22 protein-coding genes and 1 tRNA gene are annotated in these 22,505 nt (G+C 39.7%); 17 read left to right on the top strand and 6 right to left on the bottom strand.

Annotated elements, in window-relative coordinates; translation table 11 throughout:
* The first annotated feature begins 74 nt into the window (after positions 1-74).
* The 5 genes from queG to KME09_05505 all read left to right on the top strand — a co-directional run bounded on the left by queG (position 75) and on the right by KME09_05505 (position 2,999).
* Positions 75-1,004 carry a tRNA epoxyqueuosine(34) reductase QueG gene (gene queG, locus KME09_05525; GenBank protein MBW4533378.1) on the top strand — a complete coding sequence of 310 codons (930 nt, stop codon included), beginning with the start codon at positions 75-77 and terminating at the stop codon, positions 1,002-1,004.
* Positions 1,005-1,091: 87 nt separating this feature from the next.
* On the top strand, positions 1,092-1,751 hold the full coding sequence (locus tag KME09_05520; protein MBW4533377.1) for an HAD-IA family hydrolase: 660 nt from the start codon (positions 1,092-1,094) through the stop codon (positions 1,749-1,751).
* A 17-nt stretch (positions 1,752-1,768) separates the two neighbouring features.
* On the top strand, positions 1,769-2,665 hold the full coding sequence (locus tag KME09_05515) for a lysophospholipase (GenBank protein ID MBW4533376.1): 897 nt from the start codon (positions 1,769-1,771) through the stop codon (positions 2,663-2,665).
* A gap of 72 nt (positions 2,666-2,737) precedes the next feature.
* Positions 2,738-2,809 (top strand) — tRNA-Gln (locus KME09_05510).
* 13 nt (positions 2,810-2,822) lie between these two features.
* A complete protein-coding gene (locus tag KME09_05505; protein MBW4533375.1) occupies positions 2,823-2,999 on the top strand; it encodes a Uma2 family endonuclease in 177 nt (58 codons plus the stop codon).
* A 22-nt stretch (positions 3,000-3,021) separates the two neighbouring features.
* Here KME09_05505 and KME09_05500 read toward each other — a convergent pair whose 3' ends face one another.
* Positions 3,022-3,288: a hypothetical protein gene (locus KME09_05500; GenBank protein ID MBW4533374.1), complete on the bottom strand. Its 267-nt coding sequence runs from the start codon at positions 3,286-3,288 to the stop codon at positions 3,022-3,024.
* Positions 3,289-3,641: 353 nt separating this feature from the next.
* On the opposite strand from KME09_05500, the gene KME09_05495 reads away from it, so the two are divergent.
* Complete coding sequence (locus KME09_05495) at positions 3,642-5,012, top strand: 1-acyl-sn-glycerol-3-phosphate acyltransferase (protein MBW4533373.1); 1,371 nt, start codon at positions 3,642-3,644, stop codon at positions 5,010-5,012.
* 9 nt (positions 5,013-5,021) lie between these two features.
* Positions 5,022-6,347 carry a PhoH family protein gene (locus KME09_05490; protein MBW4533372.1) on the top strand — a complete coding sequence of 442 codons (1,326 nt, stop codon included), beginning with the start codon at positions 5,022-5,024 and terminating at the stop codon, positions 6,345-6,347.
* Positions 6,348-6,528: 181 nt separating this feature from the next.
* Here KME09_05490 and gatB read toward each other — a convergent pair whose 3' ends face one another.
* Entirely contained in the window at positions 6,529-8,019 is a 1,491-nt protein-coding gene (gatB, locus tag KME09_05485; protein MBW4533371.1) for an Asp-tRNA(Asn)/Glu-tRNA(Gln) amidotransferase subunit GatB, read from the bottom strand.
* Between the two features lie 249 nt (positions 8,020-8,268).
* Between gatB and KME09_05480 the strand changes: the two genes are divergently transcribed.
* Positions 8,269-9,003, top strand: coding sequence for a response regulator transcription factor (locus tag KME09_05480; GenBank protein MBW4533370.1), 735 nt, complete (start codon positions 8,269-8,271; stop codon positions 9,001-9,003).
* A 29-nt stretch (positions 9,004-9,032) separates the two neighbouring features.
* On the opposite strand, the gene ribH is transcribed toward KME09_05480, so the two are convergent.
* Positions 9,033-9,605 (bottom strand): 6,7-dimethyl-8-ribityllumazine synthase, encoded by a 573-nt coding sequence (gene ribH / locus KME09_05475; GenBank protein MBW4533369.1) that lies wholly within the window; start codon positions 9,603-9,605, stop codon positions 9,033-9,035.
* A gap of 94 nt (positions 9,606-9,699) precedes the next feature.
* The gene (gene psbZ, locus KME09_05470) at positions 9,700-9,888 is read right to left on the bottom strand and encodes a photosystem II reaction center protein PsbZ (GenBank protein MBW4533368.1); all 189 of its coding nucleotides are present in this window, start codon (positions 9,886-9,888) and stop codon (positions 9,700-9,702) included.
* A gap of 484 nt (positions 9,889-10,372) precedes the next feature.
* Between psbZ and malQ the strand changes: the two genes are divergently transcribed.
* The 3 genes from malQ (at position 10,373) to KME09_05455 (ending at position 13,890) form a co-directional block, all read left to right on the top strand.
* Positions 10,373-11,911 carry a 4-alpha-glucanotransferase gene (gene malQ / locus KME09_05465; protein ID MBW4533367.1) on the top strand — a complete coding sequence of 513 codons (1,539 nt, stop codon included), beginning with the start codon at positions 10,373-10,375 and terminating at the stop codon, positions 11,909-11,911.
* A 160-nt stretch (positions 11,912-12,071) separates the two neighbouring features.
* Positions 12,072-12,935, top strand: coding sequence for an ankyrin repeat domain-containing protein (locus tag KME09_05460; GenBank protein ID MBW4533366.1), 864 nt, complete (start codon positions 12,072-12,074; stop codon positions 12,933-12,935).
* A 178-nt stretch (positions 12,936-13,113) separates the two neighbouring features.
* Positions 13,114-13,890 (top strand): aspartyl/asparaginyl beta-hydroxylase domain-containing protein, encoded by a 777-nt coding sequence (locus KME09_05455; GenBank protein ID MBW4533365.1) that lies wholly within the window; start codon positions 13,114-13,116, stop codon positions 13,888-13,890.
* 5 nt (positions 13,891-13,895) lie between these two features.
* Here the strand turns inward: KME09_05455 and KME09_05450 are convergent, their stop codons facing one another.
* Together KME09_05450 and KME09_05445 are read right to left on the bottom strand one after the other, a co-directional pair.
* Positions 13,896-14,876 (bottom strand): isopenicillin N synthase family oxygenase, encoded by a 981-nt coding sequence (locus KME09_05450; GenBank protein MBW4533364.1) that lies wholly within the window; start codon positions 14,874-14,876, stop codon positions 13,896-13,898.
* A gap of 234 nt (positions 14,877-15,110) precedes the next feature.
* Positions 15,111-16,040: a VOC family protein gene (locus KME09_05445; protein ID MBW4533363.1), complete on the bottom strand. Its 930-nt coding sequence runs from the start codon at positions 16,038-16,040 to the stop codon at positions 15,111-15,113.
* A 197-nt stretch (positions 16,041-16,237) separates the two neighbouring features.
* Here KME09_05445 and KME09_05440 point away from each other — a divergent pair, with 197 nt between their 5' ends.
* The 6 genes from KME09_05440 (at position 16,238) to KME09_05415 (ending at position 22,205) form a co-directional block, all read left to right on the top strand.
* Positions 16,238-16,519 (top strand): hypothetical protein, encoded by a 282-nt coding sequence (locus tag KME09_05440; protein ID MBW4533362.1) that lies wholly within the window; start codon positions 16,238-16,240, stop codon positions 16,517-16,519.
* Between the two features lie 122 nt (positions 16,520-16,641).
* Positions 16,642-18,861, top strand: coding sequence for a phosphoketolase (locus KME09_05435; protein MBW4533361.1), 2,220 nt, complete (start codon positions 16,642-16,644; stop codon positions 18,859-18,861).
* 163 nt (positions 18,862-19,024) lie between these two features.
* Positions 19,025-20,011, top strand: a complete 987-nt coding sequence (locus tag KME09_05430; protein MBW4533360.1) for a helix-turn-helix domain-containing protein — start codon at positions 19,025-19,027, stop codon at positions 20,009-20,011.
* A gap of 478 nt (positions 20,012-20,489) precedes the next feature.
* Entirely contained in the window at positions 20,490-21,410 is a 921-nt protein-coding gene (locus tag KME09_05425; protein MBW4533359.1) for a lysophospholipase, read from the top strand.
* Between the two features lie 204 nt (positions 21,411-21,614).
* Entirely contained in the window at positions 21,615-21,806 is a 192-nt protein-coding gene (locus KME09_05420; GenBank protein ID MBW4533358.1) for a DUF433 domain-containing protein, read from the top strand.
* 171 nt (positions 21,807-21,977) lie between these two features.
* On the top strand, positions 21,978-22,205 hold the full coding sequence (locus KME09_05415; GenBank protein MBW4533357.1) for a hypothetical protein: 228 nt from the start codon (positions 21,978-21,980) through the stop codon (positions 22,203-22,205).
* Positions 22,206-22,505: the final 300 nt, after the last annotated feature.

The following is a 22,505-nucleotide window of genomic DNA, read 5'->3' as shown; positions in this document are numbered from 1 at the left end:
GGTTTAATTTAGCAGCTAATTGTATATTTTTTAGATGATTATTGTCTTTGCTATGTTCCTAACTCAAAAATCTCATGATTGATAGTTTTCAGGTGAAGCAACAGGCGCGAGAAATTGGCTTTCACTTAGTAGGCATAACTACAGTAGATAACCATCAAGATGGAGCCAACAAGCATCTCAATAACTGGTTGAACTCTGGCTATCAAGCTGACATGGCGTGGATGGCTAATCCAAACAGAGCCGATATCCGTGCTTATTTGCCCGAAGCGCAGTCAGTTATTTCAGTGGCGTTAAATTACTATACTCCCCATCAACACTCCCAGCAGCCTGGAATCGGTAAAATTTCTCGTTATGGTTGGGGTAGAGACTATCATAAAGTTATGGGTAAAAAGCTCAAGGCTTTATGTAACTGGTTGCGATCGCAAGATGAATCGATTGTTACTCGTTATGCAGTGGATACTGCGCCAATTCAAGACAAAGTTTGGGCGCAACGGGCTGGTTTGGGTTGGATTGCGAAAAACGGTAACGTAATTACTAAAAAATATGGCAGTTGGGTATTTTTAGGCGAAGTTGTCACTAATTTATCTCTAACAAACGATCCTCCTCATACTAGTCATTGTGGTACCTGTACTCGCTGCTTAGAAGCTTGTCCGACGGGGGCGATTACTCAGCCTTATGTTGTTGACGCTAATCGCTGTATTGCTTATCACACGATCGAAAATCGTGAGCCAGAATTACCGCCACAGATCGCCGATTATTTATCAGGTTGGGTGGCAGGATGTGATATTTGTCAGGATGTTTGCCCCTGGAATCAGCGTTTTGCTCAAGAGACAGACATTAATGAATTTCAGCCTTATACTGGTAATTTACAACCTCAATTAAGCGCATTAGCCAATCTTAATGAAGTACAATGGGATAGGCAATTTCGCGCTTCAGCCCTCAGAAGAATTAAGCCTGATATGTGGCGACGCAATGCTCGTGCTAATCTTAATGAAGAGAAGTAACTGTAATTATATTACAAATATAAAGATTTTAATTATTTATCATTACTTTAATTTTTTAGCGTTTTATTTATATATTTAATTATTCTCATGACTGTGAAAGTAATCTTATTTGACTTTGATGGTACCATTGCTGACACGTATCAAGCGATCGCTAAGATAACCAATCAGCTATCAACTGAATTTGGCTATAAAGCATTAGACCAAGAAGAGTTAATCTTAATCAAAAATATCAGCTCTCGTGAAATAGTTAAGCGCTCAGAAATATCGATCTTTAAGTTACCTTTTTTGGTCAGAAGAGTTCGCGCTGAATTGAGTAAAGAAATTGCTGAACTACAACCGATCAAAGGTATTGCCCAGGTTTTATTAGAGTTAAAAAAGCAAGGTTATATCTTAGGAATTGTCACTTCTAACAATAAAGAAAATGTCAATATATTTTTGGAAAAAAATCAGTTAGATCATTTGTTTAGCTATATATATTCTAGTACGGCAATCTTTGGCAAACATCGAGTACTCAACCAAGTAATTAGGGAACATAACATTGTTCAATCTGACATAATTTATGTTGGGGATGAAACTAGAGATATTAGATCGGCGAGAAAAAGCCTCATTTCCGTAGTTGCGGTAAGTTGGGGATTTAATGCAGCCGAAATTCTCCAAGAGCATGAGCCAGATTACCTAGTTGCTGAACCCTCAGAGTTGCTCGAAGCGATCGCTCATTGGCAGCCTTGTCAAACAGCTGCCTTTTAAACTAATTCTGAAAATCGATGGTAAATGATCATCCTGAATACTTATTATTTGCTCAACACGGCTGGGCTGATACAGGCAATAATCTTGGTCGGCTAGTCAAAGCAGCAGTCGATCCCCAGACTAAATTAATTGTACCTAGTTTGGGATTGATTAAAACTTTTATTCGGATTGAGCCTTTAGTTAAACGCCTAGAACAAATCGCTACTGAGGCGATCGCGCGTCATCCCAACACCCCAATTAAAATAATTGGGCATTCGATGGGGGGTTTGATGTGGTTAGAGGTACTAGAACGTAATCCTCAATGGTGGGATCAGGTGCACTCGCTGATTCTGTTGGGTTCTCCTGTGGGGGGGTCTAATATTGCGCGGATTGTCGATCCTTTAGCTATTGGTGTGGGTACAGCAGCAGATTTGGGTAAAAATCGCCGTGCTATGGCAGAAAAGATAGCTCAGCATATTCCCACCCTATCAGTGGCAAGCGATCTGGGAATGGGGACAGATGGTTTAGTTACGGTAGAAAATACTAAGTTTGACTATGCTAACTGCTTACTAATATCCGATATTACTCATAATGCCATGCGACACCATGCTGAGATGGTGCCGATCATACAGAATTTTTGGGCAAATCCCCAACTCGGTTTAGCACCAGAAGCCACTTTAACTAATCAGTTGATTCAACGTTTGCGTACAGTACGAGGGATGACTGATACCGACTATCGTGATTTTGCGCGATCGCGCATTGTTGTCCGTTTTTCTGACGTTACTCTTCATACCTGGAATAACCCTTTTGGCGTTAATCATGTTTATCTGGGTCAACAACAGCAATGTCTCTATGCAGGATACGTAGGTTTAATTCATGCTAAGGGTTTGCGTCAGGCAATTAAGGCAATCCAAAATAGGGCAGTAGAATCTTAATAAAATTTTTTTTCCCAATTACTTGACAAACTTATAGAGGAAATTGCTATACTGAATTCTGTTGCGAAACGTTGGGGTGTCGCCAAGCGGTAAGGCATCGGTTTTTGGTATCGACATTCCTAGGTTCGAATCCTAGCACCCCAGTTGTAAACTAAAAGTGATTACCAGTTCCATTAGTCCTGATTTTGTGATTGAACTGCGTTCTTCATCAGACAGCCCAAAGAACTTCGAGAAAAAATACAGGAATATATTGATAACGGCGTGCAATCAACTTGGGGTAAGCGATCGCACTCAAGCAGCACTTTGGGCAAAACAAAATTTATATTTATGGTGACAGCTCAGTTTTACCTTGGTTATTAAGATTCTTGCGGGTTGGGGTTTTGGTTAGCTTCTTCCATTGCTTCGGTAATAAAAAGCTTGGCTAACTTATCGTAAATTCCTGCCCCGATATATTGAGGATACTTATGGGAGCGACTATAAAGCCAGATCAAGTTTTTGCCGTAATAAATCCGAATATCTTGCAAAAGACCGTGGCAATTGGGAATTAGTGAGTTTGCTTGATTGAGCGCATCTGTCCAACGCTCATAATGCGCCTCAAAACTAGGAGTTATAACTCGAAACATTATGTTCGATTCGGTAGATGAAAAGTAGATAATGTTTTTAGTATTCTATATTCAATTTGAAAAAGCAAATGGAAAACACTAACTGGGCCGACATTGCTTTCGGCGTAGCTGCACTGCTGATTGTTCTTAGTGGCTTATTTTTGCTCTTTCAAGGTGTTGGTGCAATGAACGAAAAGGACTAAACTGGCAGCTATAGCCGTACAAAATTAGCGATAGACAATTAGGGTGATCGGCTCGTAGGTAGCAGGTAGTCCTAAAGGATAAGCTTCGCAAATAGATATTAGTAAAAAACGTCCTAACATTGTCTAGTATTGCTATACAGTCTGAATATCTGAATAATTGAGTTGACCACAATGGCCCAAGCCCAGTCTTCCTTGGAGTTTATTCCTCCCGCTTATAGCCCAGTTATTTGGCACATCGCTAAGGCAATCAATCCCTTTTGGTTACGCTATAACCACAGTGTTGTTAGGGTTGAGGTAGATCGTGCGGGGGAATTAATCGATCTATATCATCAGTTTCAACAGGGGAAGATGCGGTTTCTGCTGGCATTTCGTCATCCCACCGTGATCGATCCTCCTTGTCTGGCTCAATTATTGTGGAATCAATTGCCCAGCTTGGCACAGCAAACAGGAGTTTCTTTGCGATCGCCTGTACATGCTCATTTTATCTACGATCGCGGTATTCCCCTATGGGCAGGAGCAAAAGTCGGCTGGGGCATTTCTCAGCTGGGGGGGACTCCTATTCGGCGTGGAGCAGTTGATCGGGCGGGTTTGCGCTCAATTCGAGAGTTGTTTGTCAATGGACAGTTTCCCCTGGCTGCTGCCCCCGAAGGAGCGACTAATGGTCATAATGAAATAGTTAGTCCGATTGAGCCTGGTATTGCCCAGTTTGGCTTTTGGTGTCAAGAAGATTTAATCAAAGCAAAACGAGATGAAGCAGTAGCGATCGCGCCGATCGGAATTAGGTATTTCTATCAAACAGCACCTTGGCAATATTTAGATGAGTTATTGACTAAACTAGAAGTTGATAGCGGTTTACCAGCTACTCCCAACCGCACCATGGGATTAGTTAATGGTAAAACGCCGAATGAGAATCAACAAACGGAACTTTATCAACGGCTAATTACCCTAGCCGAACATCTTTTAGCTTTAATGGAAGATTTTTATCGCAAATTCTATCAACAGCAGCTAGAGTCTAGTCAAGACTTATCCCAACGTTTACAAGCTCTATTGGATGCAGCTTTAAAAGTCGCAGAACAATCATTTGGTCTCAAGTCTAACGGCAGTATTAGCGATCGCTGTCGTCGAGTTGAACAAGCAGGCTGGAATCGTATCTATCGTGAAGATATCTCAAAATTAACCAATCTCGCTCCCGCAGTTAAAGGATTGGCTGATTTGGTTGCTTCAGAAGCCGAATTGCGACTATGGCATATGAGGCTAGTAGAAACCTTTGTCAGCGTTACGGGGAATTATTTAGCAGAAAATCTCAGCGCCGAAAGATTTGCCGATACAATTTTACTACTGTGGACTATGGTCACTAGATTAAAGGGAGATTCTAAAGCTAAAACTCCCTATCTGGGCAAAAAATGGGTAAAAATTACCGCCATGCCCCCATTTTTAATTGTTGACTATTGGAAACCATATCAAACTAATCGTCGTCAAGCCGTAGCCGACCTAACTCAAGATTTACAACAGGCTTTAGAAAATTCAATCAGTAATCAGTAATCAGTATTAATGAAAAAAATCTTTGTAATTGACACTAATGTAATACTTCATGACCCCAACGCTATTTTACGCTTTGAAGACAACGAAATAGTCTTGCCGATCGCTGTAATTGAAGAATTAGATCGGTTTAAAAAACAGCCAGAAATGACTGGTCGTAACGCCAGAGAAGTTGCCCGTACTTTGGATCAATTGCGTCAACAAGGTAATTTAACCACAGGAGTAAGCTTAAGCAATGGTGGAACTCTCAGAGTTGCCTTGAGCGATCGCGATACCCTCAAGACTTTACCCCTAGAATTAAGCGGTGATGTTGCTGATAATGCAATTTTGGCGGTGGGATTGCAGTCTAAATACAGTTGTCAATGTCCCGTGGTAGTAATTAGCAAAGATACTAATTTAAGAATTAAAGCCGATGCTTTAGGTTTACATGCTGAAGATTATGAAACTGATAAAGTAGATATTAATGAGCTTTATACTGGCACTACAGAAGTTTTAGTTAGCGCTGAACAGATAGCTGAATTTTTCCAAGCTGGTTCGGTAACCCTGGAGCGAGAATTTTTACCCAATCAGGATATTACCCTAGTAGACAGTCTGAATCCATCTCATACTGCATTAGGCATGGCAGAAGGGAAAAGCAGCAAGATTATTCCTTTAATAGCGCTACCAAAACTTGGTGTTTCTCGCATTCAACCCCGTAACCGGGAACAAAGATTTGCCCTCAACCTGTTATTACAAGACTCAATTAAGCTGGTTACTTTAGTGGGAAAAGCAGGTACAGGAAAAACTCTCTTGGCGATCGCCGCAGGACTACAAAAAGTGGCAGATGAAAAGCTCTATAATCGCCTATTAATCTCGCGTCCAGTTGTCCCAATGGGCAAAGATATTGGTTACCTCCCTGGAGATATCAATGACAAACTCACTCCCTGGATGCAGCCTCTATACGATAATTTTGACTTAATCTTTCGTACTCAAGAAATCTCGGAAAAACCTGGACATTGGCGTCGAGGACACGAAGAATTAATCGAAATGGGAATGCTGCAAATTGAACCTCTGACCTATATTCGCGGTCGCACTATCCCCCAACAGTTTCTCATTATCGATGAGGCGCAAAACCTAACTCCCCATGAAGTAAAAACTATTATTACCCGCGCAGGAGAAGGCACTAAGGTAGTTCTCACAGGAGATCCCGATCAGATTGATAATCCCTATATTGATGCTGCCAGTAACGGTTTAACCTATGTGGTGGAAAGATTTAAACACGAACCCCTAGCAGGTCATATTACTCTATTTAAAGGAGAGCGATCGGGGTTAGCCGAAAGAGCAGCGGTGTTGCTGTAATTCAAGAGTTATACCATATAGTTTTTACGTAGGGGTGTTGCCCTAAAGGACTAGCTTCGCGTCGGGAATTAGGGGACTTGGGGCAATAATTAGCTCCCTATCTCCCCATCTCCCCATCTCCCTATCTCCCTATCTCCCTACATAATTGTAATAACTAACTCTGCGTAACGTCAGTTATTAATCAACCTTGTAATTTTTTAGCCAACAATTGATTCGCTAATTTGGGATCGGCACGTCCACCAGTTTCCTTCATAACTTGACCGACAAAAAAGCCTTTTAGCTTCGTCTTACCAGCTCGAAACTGTTCTAACTCTTGGGGATGTGCAGCAATGACCGCATCGATAATTTGCTCGATTTCTCCTGTATCAGAAATTTGAATCAAGCCTTTGCTTTCAACTAAAGCTTTTGCTGAACCGCCTTTAGTTAACAGTTCGGGTAAGATTTCTTTCCCAATTTTGCCACTAATTGTCCCGTCCGTAATCAAGCTGATTAACTCGGCTAAAATTTCAGGCTTGAGTTCAGTTTCCGTAATCTTTAAATTATTACTATTAACATAGGCAGCAATATCTCCCATGACCCAATTAGCTACCTGCTTAGTATCGGCACCCGCAGCGATCGCCGCTTCAAAATATTCGGCAACAGCGCGATCGTCCGTCAACACTCTAGTATCGTAAGCTGATAAACCTAAGTCTGCTTGATAACGATGACGTTTACTGATTGGTAGTTCGGGTAATTCTGCTTTCCAAGCTTCTAACTGTTCCGTCGAAACTTCAATCGGCGGTAAATCTGGCTCAGGGAAATAACGATAGTCGCTACTTCCTTCCTTCAAACGCATACTCTTCGTCCTTTGTGTACCTTCTTCCCACAGACGAGTCTCTTGATAGATCGGTTCACCGTTGGTTACTGCTGCAATTTGCCTCTCAATTTCATAGTCGATCGCTTTTTGAATCGCACTAAAGGAATTCATGTTTTTGATTTCTACTTTCGTGCCAAACTCTTTTTGTCCCACAGGACGCACCGAAATGTTCACATCACAGCGCAGAGAACCCTCATTCATCTTCCCGTCACTGATGCCAAGATACAGCATGATCCGACGAATTTCTTGGGCATATTCCGCTGCTTCTTTCCCTGTACGCAGATCGGGTTCGGAAACAATTTCCACCAGAGGTATACCCGCACGGTTGAAGTCTACCAGAGAATAAGTCGAACCATCAAGGCGCTCGCTCCCACCATGAGTCAGTTTCCCCGCATCTTCTTCCATATGCAAACGAGTAACACCAATTTTCTTTCTAATCGGTTCAGTGTTAGGTTGCTCCACAATCTCAATTTCCACCCAACCGTGTTCGGCGATCGGCAGATCGAACTGAGAAATTTGATAGTTTTTGGGTAAGTCAGGATAAAAATACTGTTTGCGATCGAATTTACTGTAAGGCGCAATTTGGCAGTTTAAAGCTAACCCTGCCTTCACTGCATATTCCAGTACTTTCTCGTTGAGAACAGGAAGTACTCCTGGATAACCTAAGCAAATTGGAGAGATATTTGCATTGGGATTATCACCATCAAATTTAGTAGCTTCGCGACTAAATATTTTGGTTTCGGTACTTAACTGACAGTGAGTTTCTAAGCCAATAATTGCCTCGTACTCTGTTTTGGCTGGTGCAGCACTAGTCATAGATTTTTTGCTCTGTAGAAAACAACTTACCTAATTTTAGATCTATCTCCACAGAATTTAAGCTAAGTTCTGCATTTTGTTTGTCGATATTATATACGTTTAATTATTTTATGATGTTTAAAAATTTTCAAAGATAATACCAATTAGTATATTTTGGTAAAAAAATATATGATGGTAACCTATAAATTAAATTAAATTCAATAAATTTCCCCAATATTTTATTTTTTCTATTCACCCTGTTAATTTAATATGATTCGCACCTTAATAGTCGATGATCAAAATATCATCCGCAAAGGCATAAAAGTATTGCTAGAAAATTCCGCCGAAATTGAACTAGTAGGTTTTGCTGAAAATGGTGAGACTGCATTAGCTAAAATAGAAGCTACTCAACCAGATGTCGTGTTATTAGATATCAATTTACCAGGCATTGATGGCATAGCGGTTGCTAATCAGCTTGCCCTTAAATTTCCCCAGATTAAGGTTATTATGCTTAGTAGCTATGAAGACGAAAGCTATGTCAGCCAAGCAATAAAATCAAGCGCCAAAGGATATCTGCTCAAAAATATATCGGCTGAAGAACTTGAATGGTCAATCAAATTAGTACATCAAGGATACTCAGCATTTAAATCGGAATTGTTAACATCTCTCAACCCAGAAAATCAGCCAATAAAGCTAAAATCAACTAATTCGACTAAAGCCCATAAAGTATTTCCAGCCGAGCATAATTTAGCTTCACCAACATCATCTATGGCGTCACCCAAAGAAGATAAAAAGTCAGCTGAATTAGAACTTTTACTCGCGAGAAATCAAGTCAGGCAAAAGTATTCTGCCTTTAAACAGCAGCGTCAAAACTCTGGAATTCATGATGTTACCATCAGCCGAGCCAAGAAGACGATGATGAGCTTTGAGTTTAAGCTGCTTATTTTTATTATTCTTTTTTCTCTCGGATTTTTAGTTTTTGTCGCTCTATCTAGCCTAAATTAAAATTTCAACATCAACTAATACTAATAATCCTAACTATCAGATGCATTTTGTCCAATAACTTTAGGTAGCGTAATTGCCTCGTTTCCTGGTGGTAAGCCAACGGGAGAAGTAGACAAAACTCGATTATTAAGCTGCTGCATCAAGCTTGCCATTTCTAGTGCATTTAAAGCATAGTTCCAGCCCAAGTTGCTTTTGATACCTGCTCGCTCAAGCGCCTGCTGCATTGTATCCACCGTTAGTACGCCAAAAATTACGGGGACACCTGATTGGAAGCTGGCTGCTGCGATCCCTTTAGCTGCCTCAGACGACACATAGTCAAAGTGAGGGGTTTGCCCTCGAATAACTGCTCCCAAGCAAATGATGGCATTATAACCACCAGAGAAAGCTAATTGTCGAGCTACCATGGCAATCTCATAGCTACCAGGAACCCATACATAGTCTACCTGACCATTATCAGGCTCAATATTAATACCGTGGCGCTTTAAGCAATCTTGACAGCCAGAAATTAACTTTTCCGTTACAAGATCGTTAAAACGACCTATTACGATCGCCATCCGCAGATTTGATACATCTCCAGCAAACGTTCCTTCAAAAACAGCCATAAAATAAAATAAATTTAAATCTAAGAGTAATTTGCGCTTACTAGAGCATTAACTTTGTAAGGGGAAACGACTGTTCTCCCCCTACATTTGTCGTCTAAATAACAAAAAAATTCAACACTGCCACTGCTATCACAAGAATAGTCCAAATCCCCGATCCAACATAGATCAAAGATTTAGATTGCTCCCAGTTTTGGGGGGAAGCATAGGCAACGGGAACGCCAATTACCATGACAAAAGAAAATAGAACTAGAGCAGCTAGTACCAACTGAAATAAAATAGTCATCGTTTGATTCTCCTAAATCAAGATAGCCGAAGGCAAATCTTTAAATAAAGTTTTAATTTGTGAGACAACCTCGACAGTCACTTTATGAGGGAAACCCTCAAGACCGTGCTGTCTCGCAAAACCGTTGCGGGTCTGTGACCCGTTGCCCTAAAGGACGACGCGAAGCTAAGGCGCGTTTTGGGTAAGAATCTTCTTACCCAAAAGCCGCCGCTAGTGCTTTAGCATACACCTTCGGATAAGGTTATTGTCGAGGTTAGTTATTTTTTCCTGATATATTACGCTACCAAAAATCGACTACATCTGAGCAGAAATTTGTTACACAATGCTAGATAACTTTATTCAAACTTTTGTAAATTAGACAGATACCAAAGCTTTGAAAAAGTTAAGGTTTCAGCAACGGGCAAAGATTAGTTTGTCGTCTCGCGACAGAATAATCTCTAACCAGAGCATAAAGACAAAAATCACTAAAATTCATCAATCATAAATGTTAGATTTTCGCGCTAGCGGTGTATTACTTCATCCCACCTCTCTGCCTAGCCGTTTTGGGATTGGCGATTTGGGCGAGAACGCATATCGATTTGTCGATTTTTTGGCAAATAGTGACCAGCAAATATGGCAAATACTACCAATTGGACCGACAGGTTATGGCAACTCTCCTTATCTATCTTATTCTGCTTTGGCAGGAAATCCGTTATTAATTAGCCCCGCAATTCTCCAACAACAGGATTTATTAACCTGGGAGGATCTACAGAATTTGCCAGACTTTCCTCAAGATCGGGTGGACTTTGAGGGGGTGATTAAAATGAAAATGCCTTTGCTGCGCAAGGCAAGCGATCGCTTTAAGGAGATCGCCTCAGACGAAGCCAAAGAAGAGTTTCAACGTTTTTGTAACCGACAAAATGATTGGCTGAGTGACTACGCTCTATTTATGTCCTTAAAAGATGCTCATCATGGTAGTGGGTGGAATCAGTGGCCAGCAGATATTTCCGCTTGTCAACCTCAAGCAATGGCAGAATGGGGAGCAAAATTGACTGATGATATTTTCTTTCACAAGTTTGTTCAGTATCAGTTTTTCGCTCAGTGGCAAAATCTCAAGCAATATGCCAACGAGAAAGGCATCCAGCTGTTTGGCGATATCCCCATCTATGTTGCTCATGATAGTGTAGATGTTTGGGCGCACCGCAACATTTTTCAGCTAGACCCCGATACAGGAGAAGCCTCGCTTATGGCTGGTGTTCCTCCAGACTATTTTAGTGAGACAGGACAGCTTTGGGGTAATCCTGTCTACAATTGGCAAGAACTGGAAAAAACCGATTTTAAATGGTGGATTAGAAGAGTAGAAGCCATCTTGGAATATGTCGATATTATTCGGATCGATCACTTTAGAGGTTTTCAAGCTTACTGGGCAGTACCCCACGGAGAGACTACCGCGATGAATGGCACTTGGTTAGATGCTCCTGGAGATGAATTTTTCCAACGGCTAGACAAACAGCTGGGCAAACTACCAATTGTGGCAGAAGATCTGGGGGTCATTACTCCTGAAGTTGAGGCGCTACGGGATAAATTTAACTTCCCTGGTATGAAAATCTTGCAGTTTGCCTTTGATGGCGATCCAGCTAATGGTTTTTTACCCTATAACTATACAGACCGCAACTGTATTGTTTACACAGGTACTCACGATAATGACACTACTGTAGGCTGGTTTAATGAGCGATCGCCTGAAGCTAATGTTCAAGTAAGCGATTATTTTGGCTGCGTGGGTAACGACGGCATTCACTGGGCGATGATTCGGTTAGCGCTTAGTTCAGTTGGCAATACTGCCGTGCTGCCATTTCAAGATATTTTGGGTTTAGGCACAGATGCTAAAATGAATACTCCTTCTCAACCTACAGGTAACTGGAGTTGGCGCTGTCGCGCGGAGGCGTTTAATGATGAATTGAGCGGTCGCCTAAAATATTTAACCCATCTTTATGGACGTAGCCCTGTCCCGACCCATACCCTGACCTCGACCCAGCCTGAATAGCTGAATTGCGATCGTGTATTGATCACCCAGCCCTTAACATACATTTGATCTAATCAAAGATAAAATAAAGATGAAATTTAAGTTGAGGAGTTGGGTAATCTATCAATATAACCAGCACTAGGGCAACAGGTTAGATCTTGAAATGGTGAAATTTAAGCTTGTGAGTTGGATCATTTATCATCTTGTCAAAAAACATCGCACTTTTAGCAAGGCTCAGGAATTGAAGTTAGCGGAGGCGGTGGCGAATAACGATCCGAGCATGGTCAAAAAGCTATTAGATAAAGGAGTTGACCCAAATGTACGGCTTGTCGGTCAAGCTCATGAGCCTCTAATCTTTCTGGCTTTTAGCAAAGACTGGTTTACTTTGCCTTTGGAAAAACTAGGCGATCGCCCGAAGACTTCATATAAGATCACCGCTAAATCAAAGTGCTTAAGTTTACTACTTAAACATGGTGCTAACCCTAATGTTAGAGACAGTCAAGGGCGCACTATTTTAAACATTGCCATTCTTTGGTGTTTGACTGATACCGTTAAGCTATTACTCCTCAATGGTGCTGACCCCAACTTTAAAGCAAAAAACGGTCAGACTCCCTTAATGAAAGCTGCTATCTTAGGTATTCAAGATGCTCGACCGATGCAGGACAAACTACAAATCATTATGCATCTACTAGATAGTGGTGCAGAGATTGATGCTCAAACACCAGAGGGAAAAACAGCTTTAATGTATGCAGTAGCTAATTCTCGTTTAGAAGTAGTTGAGCTTTTAGTTAGCAGTGGAGCATCCGTAACGATTAGCGATCATCAAGGCAATCAAGCTCAAGATCTGATTAGCGATGGTTCTAGTCCCCAACAGCAAGATTATCTCCGTAAAATTCTGAGCCAGCCTGAATTAAACATTACCAAGTATAAATATCAGGCGCTAATCCCCGAAGGCGATCGCTTATTAGAGCCGATTATTAATCAACAAAATAGTGATGATAATTATTCTTTTGATGATATTCCCCGAAAATTTATTAAATTTTAATCAATTTTAATCTTAGTACAACTGGGAGAATTGGCTCAAGTCGAGGTAAAGAGATTTGAAGATTTCATAAGTCTCTTTACCTAAATTTATTAGTATTCTGCACCAAAATTAAAAACATAGTTATAGTAATCTCATAACTTTAAGTTAATTAAGTTTAGTTGTCTGGAAAATTGATGCTATGAAGCTCAAACAAACAATCAGATATTTTTTAATTTATAAAGTTGGTAAAACAATTCTTAATTGGTTAGAAGATACGATCTCGCGTTATTCGGCGATCGGCAATAACTTTTTTTTCGATGCCAATTACTTTGATTGGTCATCCAAACTTGAAGAGAACTGGCAAACTATTAGAAAAGAACTAGATATAGTTTTAAAATCTACAGAGCAATTACCTGGATTTCACGATATTTCTCAGGACCAATATCGCTTGAGTAACGATGGTTTATGGAAAACTTTCTTTTTGTATGGCTATGGCATCAAAATAGAGCAAAACTGCCAGCGTTGCCCATTGACGGTTTTGCTCATCGAGAGCATACCAGGGATGAAAACAGCATTCTTTTCAATTTTGCTACCAGGAAAACATATTCCCGAACATCGTGGTCCCTATAAAGGATTATTGCGTTATCAACTAGCCTTAAAAATACCCCAGGATCGAGACAACTGCTTTATTCGGGTAGGAACTGAATTTCGCCATTGGTCAGAAGGAAAAAGTCTTTTATTTGATGATTCTTTTGTCCATGAAGTCTGGAATAAAACTAACGAAATTCGAGTCATATTGTTTATGGATATTATTAGACCGACCAAGTTTCCTGTTTCAATTCTCAACCATTGTTTAATCAACTTAATTCGTTACTCGCCATATGTGAAAGATGCCTACAAAAATCAACAGCAATGGCATAAACGTTTGGCCAATTTATCTAGCAGCAAAGCGATCGCCAGCAACGACACAACATGATTAAGTCAAACATCTTCTTTGATTAAGCCAATTTCTCGCAAGCGCTGAGTCAAAAACTCTCCAGCGGTAAGATCTTCAAACTGCTTAGGATGTTGCTCATCAATACATTCAGCTAAACAGCTTAGATCCATCTCGGAAACGGGGTGCATAAAAAAGGGAATCGAATATCGAGGAGTATCCCAAAATCCTTGCGCTGGATTGACTACCCGATGAATAGTTGACCTAAGTTTTTTGTTAGTCAATCTTTCCAACATATCTCCTACATTAACCGCTATCTGATTAGGTAGGGCGGTAAAAGGAATCCAGTTGCCATCCTGACGCAAAATCTCTAAACCTTCCGCACTTGCACCCATTAATAGAGTAATTAGATTAATATCGCCGTGGGCCGCTGCTCGTACTGCATTGGCGGGAATATCTTGAGGATTATTAATGGGGAAATAATGAATTGGGCGCAAAATACTATTACCTAGTTTGACTTGACGATCAAAATAGTTTTCCTCTAGCTGAAGATAAAGGGCGATCGCTCTGAGGATTTGCACTCCTGCTGCTTCTAAAGTGCGATAAGCGGTGATTGTGGCATTAGCAAATTCTGGTACTTCTGAGGGAAAGATATTCGCAGGGTAATTCAAGCGAGTTAACTCTGCCTCAGCTAGTTCTTGTCCCACATGATAAAACTCTTTGAGATCGCCGACGCTTCTACCTTTAGCATGTTCTTTTCCTTTGGCGGTATAGCCTCTTTGCCCCCCGATACCTGATATTTCGTAGTTTAGTTTGGTTGCTTCGGGAAGGGCGAAAAATTGTTTAACTGCATGATAAAGATTTTCAGACATGGCATCGGTTAAACCATGATTTTTCACAGCAACAAAACCTATATTTTCAAAAGCATTGCCCAAAGTTTGCACAAAATTTTGCTTGACCAGAGGACGATTTGAAGCAAAATCATGAAGATCTACAGTCGGAATTTCCTTAAACAGAATATCGCTCATTAATCGCAGTGTTGCTAGTTTAAGATCATGTATAACATTTGAGGAATAGTAATCCCACAAGGGGACAATGTGAGTAATGAGTTTGTTACCTACTACCCACTGCCTGTACGGGCGAACGCCCTAAAGGATTAGCCCTAAAGGATTAGCTCCTTACGTCGCGTCCTTCGCGTCGCCGTTCGCCCCTACCCACTACCTAATCTCAACCCATCAATTCCAAATTGACCGACTAGTAGTTTATGCTTCGACTAAATGCAAAACATGACCATCTAAATCTCTAATTGATAAAGCTTGACTAAAACCCAGCTCATTACTCGACATCTTAACTATGCCAGGGGAAATAAATTGACAGGGTGCAGAGCGTAATTCCTGTTCGAGACTCGCCAAATCAGTGACACAGATTACGGTTTGATAGTGCCAGAGATCGCAAGCTCGACTATCTACAGGCATACTTTTACCATCGGTAGGCGCAATGTATTCCAATAATTCAAACCCAATACCATCACTGCCTTTTAGACTGTTAACGTGAACCCTTGAGCCAAAGACACAGGTTACGTGTTCAAATTCAATGCCGTAGTTTTCTACATCTGCTGCTAATTCTAACTTAAGGCGATCGCGATACAATCCAAAACTAGCTTGAGCATCTTTTACCCCTACTGCACTGTGGTCAATGCCTAGGAATAATTTGTCAGTTTCTTGTAGCCATTTAGGATCTCCTTTGTCTGGAGGAAAGGTAATTAACTCTAGATTATGCCCATCAGGATCTTTGAAGTAAAACGCTTCTACCCCCGCCGATTTTAAATTCTCTGGTAGTGTTTGCGGGCTAGTAGAGGTATGTTTCACGTTGTACTGACGCAGGTGCTGATAAGCTTGCTCCATATCCTTGACGACGATCGCAATATGTTGAAACCAGCGATCGTTACTACGGGAATCTACGGGCATTGGTCGTCCTTGAGGAGTGAGATATTCCATTAAGGCAATAATTTCCGAGCCAAGCTGCATCTGGACAACTCGCATTCTTAAACCAAATACCCCTTGTAACTTAGACCAATCTTCTCCCGCAACTTCTAAATCCTTAATTTTTTGAAACGAGAGGACTTCTGAATAAAATTTGATTGACTGCTCCATATTGGCAACAGTCATGCCGACGTATTGAATATTGGACATGTAGGCTTAAATTACTTTTCGACTCTACGATCTTAATTTATCTCGGTGACAAGCGATCGCCAATTGACTAGATCATTTTTAGTCATCTATCCTAAGTTAGACAAATTTTGTCTTAATTGATCGTGCAAAGGAGAAAGATATATCTTATAGTGGATGCAATATTTTATACATCCATGCGACTAATTTAATTTCTAATTATGGAAACTAAACTACAGGAACTTATCGGTCAGCCTAACGTTTGGCTATACGTCAAAAGCAGTAATGGTTGGGTCAAAAATGTCGAAATATTAGAGGTAGCATCAGACACAGTAACTTTCCGTTATCAGCATGAGTCGGCTGAGGAAGTGAAAGTGTGGGAAAAAACAACCAGATTAGACAATATTTTAGAAATCGATCTGCGCGTGGTTGCTCTCTCTAAATGTGAGGAAAAGATTCAGGATGTCAAAAACAAGTTGAGTCGTTTGCTAGAGCAAGAGTAGCTAACTCAATGATCGATGATCATCGATCGATCACAGTCTCGATCGAGATTATTTTCCTTGAGCCACCCCAAAACTGTAAGATTTACTTAAAACTTGCAGTTCCCTCAAAGAAGGATAGATTTATGACTGTTGCCACAAATGTTCCCACTTTTTGTCAAGGAATTCAACATTTCAAAGATAGCTTGCCAGATTTTGACCAATATAGTTCTCCAGCCATTAAAGAAGGCCAAACTGCGATCGCCTCCCCGACAGATCCCGCAGCAGTTTACCAAACCATGTTGGCTGCTGATGCCTTACGTTATTTAACCCTGCAAGTTACTGCCAGTAAGCAGTCAGGACATCCTGGGGGTTTTGCTTCTATTGCTGAGGCGATCGCTTCTTTGGTAATGCTGGGTCATAAAAACATTATTACGGAAGTGGGACACCACGCTCCAGGCTTCTATAGCAACGTCTTCCTCGATACTTCTTTAGAGGCGATGGGCATTAATAATGTGCAGGAAATGGGCGATCGCTTTCGAGAAACTCATGGTTTGCTCGGTCATCTTTCAGGACAAATTCCTGGCTTGTTGAACCCCGCAGGGCCATTGGGACAGGGGCAACATTTCGCCATGGCGGGGGCAAAATTACATCCAGGGGTCTTATTCCCCGTAACTATTGGTGATGGTGGCTTAGGTGAACCCTATATCATGAGTAGCTTTGGTCACTTTAATACGGCGTTTCCCCAGGTGACCAACTTCTTGCCCATTCTCGTTTGGAATGGCTATTCCCAAGAACATCACAGCATGGTTTCCACTAAAACCAACGAGGAGATGATTGACTATTGGGCAGGTAATGGCTTTACCGAGGTGATTCTGGTAAATGCAAAAGATTACGACGATAGTAATCAAGTCAGCGACTATGTAGACAGCACCCTGTTTTCTCAAGCTGGGAGAATGGCATTTACCCAAGCGGTATTAGAAGCAACCGATATGGCAGCCAAATCAGCTCTTGATGGTAAATTGACTGTCTTGATTGTTAAGCAGCTCAAAGGAGCAGGAGTGCATAAGCGGGGCGCGCAATCCCACAATCTTTATGCTGGAGATAGTTTAGACAAAGACTACATTGTGGCAGCTTTGAAAGAAAGAGCCTTAACTCCCGAAGCTTGGCAGCTGGTCAGAGATAATTATCTGCGCTCGAATGGCGGTGCTGCGGTTAATACAGTTGTAACTGAGCATGAATACCCAATTTGCGATTTAGGTAACATTCCCCTGCAAGAATATAGCGTCGGTGGGGAAAAGCAAGTAGCCACGACAGCCATGGGTGCGATCGTTGGTTATGTAGGACAACAGGACAAAGACTTTATTGTGGCTAATGCGGATGGCAATGCTGCATCAGGGATTAATAATATTAATACTGCCCTAAAAATTATCCACCCCACCACAGACGCAACCTATTTCCAACAGCCTCAAGGACAGGTATATGAACCCTTAAGCGAAGATGCCTGTGCGGGATTAGCAGCTGCCCAAGCTTTATTTGGGGCGCGCACTTTGTGGTGTTCCTATGAATCCTTTGTCATTAACGGCTTACCCATTTGGCAGACAGTAACCCAAGCAATGGCAGAATTACGCCGTTCCACACCATCGACCATCACTTTATTTACCGCAGGGGCATTAGAACAAGGGCGCAACGGCTGGACACATCAACGTCCTGAAGTAGAAAATTACTTTGCAGGGATGATGCGTAACGGTAATATCTTTCCCCTCTTTCCCTGTGATGCTAATAGTATCCAGGCTTGTTATGAATGGGCATTAAGCACCAAAAATAAAGGCGTTACCATTACCGCTAGTAAATCTCCCCTAGAAATTCGTACTACCCTCGAACAAACCCGTGAGGGATTAGCTAAAGGTGGCATCGTCCTTCAAGAAATTGATCCCCCCCAATCCCCCCTTAATAAGGGGGGTAAAGTTGTGTTTGCCGTAATTGGCGACATGACTTTAATTCCTGTCTTTGAAGCAGCAGAACAATTAAAAGCTCAGGGTATTGGCTCAAAAATCATCTCGATAATTAATCCCCGTCGTTTATATCGCTCAACTGATGTTGCTTGGGATAGTTGCAGTCGCGAACAAGATGGTGATTTTCTTAGTGATGCTGAATTTTCTAACCTGTTTGATGGCGATGCTTTACTAGGTGTTACTGGTGGTTCAAGTGCCATGTTAGAACCTGTGATGTTACGCAGTAATAGTAAACGCGATGTTTTTGCTTGGAAGCGTGGCGAAACTACAGCTAGTGCAGGACAGATTATGCAGTTTAACGGGATTACTGCGGATAATTTTGTTAAACGGGCAATGGAATTAATTGGTTAGGTTTTTAGATGGGGAAGGTGGGCTTTTGTCCGCCCCTCAACTACTTTGTTGTTTTATTTACCAAGAGATATTTAGCTAAAAAAACACGTAAAAGATGTTTTAACACTCTTAATACACATTAAAAGTGTTAAAATTATTTTATCCATTTGAATCCATACTATCTATGGTTAGAATAAAACAACTTCGTCAGGCAAAGAACATAACTCAGGCAAATCTAGCTGAGAGATTAAATACAACCCAGCAAACTATTCAACGTTGGGAAACAGGCAAAACAAATATTCCCTCTGAGTCATTAAAAGAACTTGCTATTGTTCTTGATTGCTCTGTAGATGAACTATTAGGAATAGCTAAATATAGTCGAACAAGATATGGTAATTGGTTTTTGAGCGAATCAGAAAAAAAAAGTCGGCAAAAGCTAATTGGTTATTATGGAGGAGTTCATTTAAAACTACGAGGAATTTCTCAACTTAAAGATTATCCTATTGACGATCTTGCAGCAAAAAATATACATAGTTATTTCCCTGCACCCGATGAGGGTTTTTTATCCTTTAATTGGATATTTTTTGAAACGATGGATAATAAGATAGTATTCGTTAATACTAAAGCATTAAAAACAGTACAAGTTTACACAGATCATTATGAAGGTTCTCCTCCATTTTCTCATCCAGAAATATATAGGTTTCTTACTGATTGCGATGTAGAACAACTAGAAGATGGAGTAACGGCTTCAGAAATTGCAATCAATTATAATCTTTCTAAAGATTTTGCCGAAAAAGTGATTGGAGTAATTATGAATCACGAAAAAACGAAGCAAGAATCTTGGAATTGGATATCATTTAGTGAAGCCAATGTTTATTGGTTGGATGGGGAACAAGATTCTTATTTATTAGATAAAAGACTGTGGTGGACTTTGGCTGATTTAAGAACATTATGTAATGATCCAATTTTTTTCTCTGATAATAATGAAATTCCTTCAGGAGCATTGTTTCTAGAGCAATACGAACAAGATGGGTACAGTGAGTTTTTAAATTTAGATAATATTGCTTTGATAGAAGTACCTGCAATTAAATATTGGCAATTAGCTTGTGAAGATAGCCCTGATTTACTAGAGCATAGAGAACTTTCCCCATATTTGCCCCTATCAAAATAATTAAAGTTTTTTATAATTTTTTATAATTATGTTGAGCGAAGTGTAACTCAAGGTTTTTAATTTATCACTCTGTCTGATTTAAAAGTGCGATCTCATTTGTAGGATGGGCGACGCGAAGCTAGTCCTAAAAGATAAGCTCCACAAATACTTTGGTACAAAAAATCACAAGATTTAAATTAACGTTTCATTAATTAGCTTATTGCCCACCAAATAATAATCTGAATCATTTTATTATCCAATGTCAATTGAATTGCGGTGGGCATTATCAACAATTGTCTTTTGTCTTTATAGACTTGACTATGTCCACCCTACTTTCCTGCGGATAATTTTGTTAAACGGGCAATGGAATTAATTGGTTAGGTTTTTAAATGGCTAAGGTGGGCAAATGTCCACCCTCCAGCTGTAATTCAAAACTTTTTAATAATTTATCTTAACAAAATGTAGTATTGTGTGTTGCTAAAACCAATTTAATATCTACATGAAACATAGTTTTTTCAATAAAAAAAATTATCTTTGGATAACTTTTATAGTTACTCTTGTAAGTATCAATATTGCAGGTTATTTAGGTGCATATATTCTAACTAATTATCACGATCGCACTTTATTTGGTTTGGGATATCTTCGTCCTGGAAATAATAAAACACCGAGTAGTTTAAAATTAGCATATACTAGCATTCGTCTTAAAATCAATCAACAAGAATGGTTGGATACATGGTTAATTAAATCTCCTGCTTTAAAACCTAAAGGTACAATAATTTTATTCCACGGTAAAAATAGTACTAAAAGTAGTTTATTAACTTCAGCTCAAATTTTTAATCAACTAGATTATACAACTTTATTAGTAGATTTTCGGGGATCGGGTGGCTCAAGTGGAAGTGTTACTACTGTAGGAATCAAAGAAAGTAAAGATGTTACTTTGGTGACTAATTATATTAAAAATTTATATCCCGAACAACCAATAATCTTATATGGCATTTCAATGGGCAGTGCTGCTATTTTGAGAGCGATCGCTAAAGATAATATTCAAGTTGAAGGAATTATTTTAGAGCTTCCTTTCAGTACTCTTCTAAGTGCAGTAAAAAATAGATTGACCGAATCTCAAATCCCGTCTTTTCCTTTAGGTGAATTAATTGTCTTTTGGGGAGGAATACAGCACGGCTTTAACGGATTTACTCACAATCCCATTAATTATGCTCAACAGGTTAATTGTCCTACTTTGATATTGCAAGGTCAGCAAGACTTAACAGTCGATCAAAAAGCTATAGATAATCTTTATCAAAATATTAATGCTCCTAAAAAAATAGTTAGTTTTTCTAATGCCGAACATGAGTTATTAGTAACAGCAAATCAAAATTTATGGCGAGAAAATATTAAAGCTTTTATAGCTGATTTAAATTAATTATTCCTGATTTTAAGATCAAAATGAAAAAATTGTTTGGCATAATAAAATATTAACGCGATCGCCAGTTTTATAGATTCAATCTGATTTAGAGTTATTGAGATGAAAAGCGATCGCACTATTTAGTTTTAAAGATATTGGGAGAGTTGCGATCGCATTGGATAACATAAGAAGATAGCAAACAAGTCTACAGTAAAAATTATTATGGATTACCGCGACATCATTACAATCGAACCAGGAAAACGAAGTGGAAAGCCTTGTATTCGTGGCATGACAATTACAGTTTATGATGTGCTGTCTTATTTAGCTGCGGGAATGACTTACGAAGAGATACTTGAGGATTTTGCTTATCTAACAATAGAGGATATATTAGCTTGTCTGAGTTATGCAGCATAGCGTGAGCAACAAACATTGATCGTTACAAAATGAAGTTATTGTTTGACTTAATACTCTCCTGATTTTTAAATTACAAATGATTTAAGTTCAAAGTGCGATCGCTCTTTGAAATATATTTTAGATAAAATAAAAATTAATCAATATTGAATATTATATAAGCTTGAGTTAACTATGAAGGAAAAAGAGCAATTGCTCAAAGAGATAGAAAAAGCTCCTGATTATTTGATCAAAGAAGTATTAAATTTTTTGCTATTGACTAAAAGCAAAAACAAAAAACAAGCTAATCAAACTAGCCTAGAAAAGCAATTGCAAGCAATGGCTGAAGATTCAGAAATTCAAACAGAAATAACAAATATAGAGCGAGAGTTTTTAATTACTGAAATGGACGGTTTAAATTAAATATGACCATCAAAAAACAATAAAGCGATCGCTCTATCTAGTTTAAAGGTATTAAGGGGAAAAGCGATCTTTAGACTTTTTAATCAGCAGTAAAGATGCGCCACATCACAAACAAAGTTACTCCCAAGTAACCACATACCGCCAACCAATCTAACTCATTACTAGTAATCATTTTGCTTTAATTTTTACTTAGATATACTCACGTTTCATCATTATCTAATTTTTGTCTCACTAATAGTAAATAAGTTACAGCGAATTTCAGTTACCCATTACCCATTACCCATTACTCATTACTCATTA

It is taken from the genome of Pleurocapsa minor HA4230-MV1 (assembly GCA_019359095.1).
Taxonomy (GTDB): domain Bacteria; phylum Cyanobacteriota; class Cyanobacteriia; order Cyanobacteriales; family Xenococcaceae; genus Waterburya; species Waterburya minor.
The sequence above is the reverse complement of the archived record's forward strand: the minus strand, read 5'-3'. Positions and strand labels throughout refer to the sequence as shown.